The 4,946-nt window shown below is 67.7% G+C and carries 1 protein-coding gene; it reads left to right on the plus strand.

Annotated elements, in window-relative coordinates; translation table 11 throughout:
* Positions 1-4,946: non-ribosomal peptide synthetase (locus tag BLP99_RS25935; protein WP_143007994.1), on the plus strand; the 4,946-nt coding region annotated here is incomplete at both ends.

Genomic DNA, 4,946 nt, shown 5'->3' on the forward strand with positions numbered 1-4,946 from the left:
CAGTTGCTGGCCCGGATCAAGCGCATCACCCTCGACGCCTACGGCCATCAGGACTTGCCGTTCGAACAGGTGGTGGAGGCGTTGCAACCGGAACGCAGCCTCGGCCACAGCCCGCTGTTCCAGGCCATGCTGGTACTCGGCAACACCCCGCAGGACCAGGACCAGGCCCTGCCCGGCCTGAGCCTGACCCCGCTGGCCCCGGCCACCGGCACCACCCAGTTCGACGTGAGCCTGTCCCTGAACGATGACGGCGACATCATCGCCGGCCAGTTCGAATACGCCACCGACCTGTTCGATGAAAGCACCATCGCCCGTTGGGGACAGCATCTGCTGCAACTGCTCGATGCCATGCTGGAGGATGCCACCCAGCCAGTGGCGACCTTGCCGCTGCTGAGCAATCCACAACGTCGCCAGTTGCTCGGTGACTTCAACCGGACGCATGTGCCCTTTCCCGAGGGCCGCCTGGTCCACGAATGGTTCGAGCAGCATGTGCAAGCGCATCCCGATGCCATTGCCGTGCAGGCCGAAGAGGCCAGCCTCAGCTACGCCGAACTCAATGCCCGGGCCAACCGCATCGCGCATCGGCTGATTGCCGCGGGCGTGCGTCCGGATGAGCGTGTCGCACTGCTGGTGGAACGCAGCCTGGAAATGATCGTCGGCATGCTGGGGATCCTCAAGGCGGGCGGCGCCTACGTGCCGCTGGACCCGAACTACCCGCAGGATCGCCTGCAACACATGCTCGACGACAGTGCGCCCCGGGTACTGCTCACCCAGGCTGCCCTGGTGAATGCCATGGGCGAGCAACTGCCGGCGCTGCGACTGCCCCGGCTGCTGCTGGACGACACGGCTGACGGCGACGCTGGCAACCCTCGCATCGAGGGCCTGACCTCCCGCCACCTGGCCTACGTCATGTACACCTCCGGTTCTACCGGCAAACCGAAAGGCGTGATGCTCGAGCACCGCTCGCTGTGCAACCAGATCGGCGCCTTGCAGGAACGCTACAGCCTCGATGCCCGGGACCGCATCCTGCAATTCGCCACCATGACCTTCGACATGTCCGTGGAAGAAATCTTCGGCGCCTTGCTGTCCGGAGCCACCCTGGTGCTGCGCAGCGATGCCTGGATAGCCGGCACCGCGGCTTTCGCCACCTTGTGCGAGCAGTACGCGATCACTGTCGCCAACCTGCCCACCGTGTTCTGGCAACAGGTGAGCCGGGATGCCCATGTGGCCCTGCCCACCTGCCTGCGGCAGTTCATGATCGGTGGTGAAGCGGTGAGTAAACAGGCGGTGAGCCAGTGGTTCGCCCGCAGCGGCCATCGTCCGGCGCTGTACAACGCCTATGGCCCAACCGAGGCCACCGTGAACGCCTCGATCCGCCGCATGGAAAGTGACCGGGACGACTTCCGTTCCATCGGCAAGCCGCTGCGCAATACCCAGCTGCATGTGCTGGACGGCGCCGGCAACCTGGCCCCCCTGGGAGTCGCCGGGGAAATCCATATCGGCGGCGTCGGCGTCGCGCGTGGCTACCTCAACCGCCAGGCATTGACCGCCGAACGGTTCATCGCCGACCCGTTCACCACCGATCCCCAGGCACGCCTGTACAAGACCGGTGACCTGGGTCGCTGGTGCGCCGACGGCACCCTCCAGTACCTGGGTCGCAACGACGACCAGGTGAAGATCCGCGGTTTCCGCGTGGAACTGGGAGAGATCGAGGCCGTCCTCGCCGGTCGCCCCGGCGTGCGCGAGGCCGTGGTGGTGGCCCAGGAAAGCAGACCGGGCCAATCCGACAGCAAGCGCCTGGTCGCCTACCTGTGTGGCGAGCCAGTGCCGGTGGAGCAATTGCGCGCCGCGCTGCTGGCGGTGCTGCCCGACTACATGGTGCCCAGCGCCTTCGTGCAGCTCGAAGCCATGCCCTTGACGCCCAATGGCAAGCTCGACCGTCGCGCGCTTCCGGCCCCGGGCCAGGAAGCATTCGCCAGCCGGGCCTACGAGGCGCCGCGGGGCGAGATCGAACAACTGCTGGCCACGGTCTGGCAAGAACTGCTGGGCCTTGAACAGGTCGGACGCCATGACCGTTTCTTCGAGCTCGGCGGGCATTCGCTGATGGCGGTCAGCCTCATCGACCGCTTGCGCCAGCATGGCCTGAATGCGTCGGTACGCACCGTGTTCACCGCGCCCAGCCTGCGGGAGATGGCCCAGGCCCTGGGCCGCAGCGATGAAACCCCGTTCCTGGCGCCAGCCAACCGCATTGCGGCCGACTGCAGCGCCCTGACGCCAGACATGCTGTCGCTGGTGGAACTGACCCCGGCCCAGCTCGAACGCATCGTCGCCGGCGTGCCCGGCGGCGCCGCCAATGTCCAGGACATCTACCCCCTGGCGCCGTTGCAGCAAGGCATCCTGTTCCATCACCTGCTGGGGCACGAAGGAGATGCGTATCTGGTGCGCTCGATGATCGAGTTCGACGATCGCGCGCGTCTCGATGCCTTTATCGACGCCTTGCAGCAGGTGATCGATCGCCACGACATTCTGCGCAGCGCCGTGCACTGGGTCGGCCAGCCGCAGGCGGTGCAGGTGGTGCAACGCCAGGCAACGTTGCCGGTGCAGCTTGTCACCCTGGCTGGCGATGAAGACCCGCGCGCTCAGCTGGAGCGCTTGAGCGACCCGCGCCACCTGCGCCTGGACTTGCAACAGGCGCCGTTGATGCGCGCCTGCATCGCCCGGGACCCGCACTCCGAACGCTGGTGGCTGAGCCTGCTGGACCACCACATGATCAGCGATCACGTGTCTTTGGGGATCGTGCTCGAAGAAGTCCAGGCCCTGGTGCAAGGCCGGGGCGCCGAGCTGCCGGCACCGATGCCCTATCGGGAGTTCGTCGCGCAGATCCTGGCGACCCCGCCCCAGGTCCATGAAGCCTATTTCAGCCAGCGCCTGGGCAGCGTCGACGAGCCCACCGCCCCCTTCGGCGTCCTTGATGTCCAGGGCGACGGCAGCCAGGTGACGGAAACCAGCGTGCGCCTGGATCCAGCCCTGAGCCAGCGCATCCGCGCCTGCTCGCGCAGCGCCGGCGTGACGCCGGCGGTGCTGTTTCACATCGCCTGGGCCCAGGTGCTCGGGCGCTGCACCGACCGCGACGATGTGGTGTTCGGCACCGTGGTCGCCGGACGCCTGCAAGGCTCCCGGGGCGCCGACCGGGCGCTGGGCGTGTTCATCAACACCTTGCCGGTGCGGGTGCGACTGGCCGGGTCGGGGGTCGGCGCGCTGGTGGACGAAACCTATCGCGACCTCAGCGAACTGCTGTCCCATGAGCAGGCGTCCCTGGCCCTGGCCCAGCGTTGCAGCGGCGTCGGCCCCGGCCTGCCGCTGTTCACCACCCTGCTCAATTACCGGCACCAGACCGATGGCGGCTCGCTGGCCAACGAAGGCCAGGTGCTGGCCTGGGACGGCGTACGCTTCCTGAGCAACGAAGCCCGTACCAACTATCCGATCGAAGTGGCGGTGGCCGATGAAGGAGACGACTTCTCGGTGACGGCCCAAGCCATCACCGGAATCGACCCGCACCGCATCGCCGCCTACCTGGGCCAGGCCGTCGCCGCCCTGGTGCAGGCCCTGGAGCAAGCCCCCGAGCGCCTCGCCAGCAGCCTGGACGTGCTGCCCGACGACGAGCGCCAGTTGCTGCTGCGCGACTTCAACCGCACCGCCACCGACTTCGGGCCGGCCCAGCCGATCCATGCCCTGTTCGAAACCCAGGTCCGGCTCGCCCCCGACGCCGTGGCCCTGGTCTGCGAAGACCGCCAGCTGACCTACCGCCAGCTCAACCGCCGCGCCAACCACCTGGCCCGCCAGCTGCTCGCCCTCGGCGTGCAGCCCGATCAACGGGTCGCCATCTGCGCCGAGCGCAGCCTAGACATGATCGTCGGCCTGCTGGGCGTGCTCAAGGCCGGCGCGGCCTATGTGCCCATCGACCCGGCCCACCCCGCCGACCGCATGGCCTTCATGCTCCAGGACAGCCAGCCACTGGCGGTGCTGACCCAGTCGGCGCTGTCGCTGCCCACCGGGGACCTGCCATGCCTGCTGCTGGACACCGACGCCTCGCTGCACGCCGCCCACGATGTGGCGTTCGACGTGAACCCGCGGATCGCCGGCCTGACTCCGCAACACCTGGCCTACGTGATCTACACCTCCGGCTCCACCGGCCAGTCCAAGGGCGTGATGGTCGAGCACCGCTCGGTGTTCAACTTCTGGCAGGTGATGCGCCGCACCACCCACCAGCATTGCCCGGCCCCGGCCACCGTGGCCTTGAATGCCGGCTTCTTCTTCGACATGTCGATCAAGGGCATCGCCCAGCTGTTCTGCGGCCATCGCCTGGTGATCATCCCGCAACTGATCCGCGCCAGCGGCCACGAGCTGCTGGACTTCCTCGAACAGCACCAGGTCCACGCCTTCGACTCCACCCCGTCCCAGCTCGACACCCTGCTGGCCGCCGGCCTGCTGGAGCGCCAGCGTTACCAGCCGGTCAGCGTGCTGCTCGGCGGCGAGGCGATCAACAGCGCCACCTGGGAGAAACTGCGCAACTGCCGGAACATCCGTTTCTACAACATGTACGGCCCCACCGAGTGCACGGTGGACGCCACCCTCGACCTGATCCGCGACCTGGGCGACCGTCCGAGCATCGGCCGGCCGTTTGCCAATGTGCAGGTCCATGTCCTCGATGCCCGGGGCGAACCGACGCCGTTGGGGGTGGCCGGGGAAATCCATATCGGCGGCATCGGCGTGGCCAGGGGTTACCTGAACCGGCCGGAACTGAGCGCCGAGCGCTTCATCGCCGACCCGTTCAGCGACCAGCCGGATGCGCGCCTGTACAAGACCGGCGACCTGGGTCGCTGGCTGGCCGACGGCACGCTGGAATACCTGGGCCGCAACGACTTCCAGGTGAAGATCCGGGGTTT

Source organism: Pseudomonas sp. NFACC32-1, from assembly GCF_900101215.1.
Taxonomy (GTDB): domain Bacteria; phylum Pseudomonadota; class Gammaproteobacteria; order Pseudomonadales; family Pseudomonadaceae; genus Aquipseudomonas.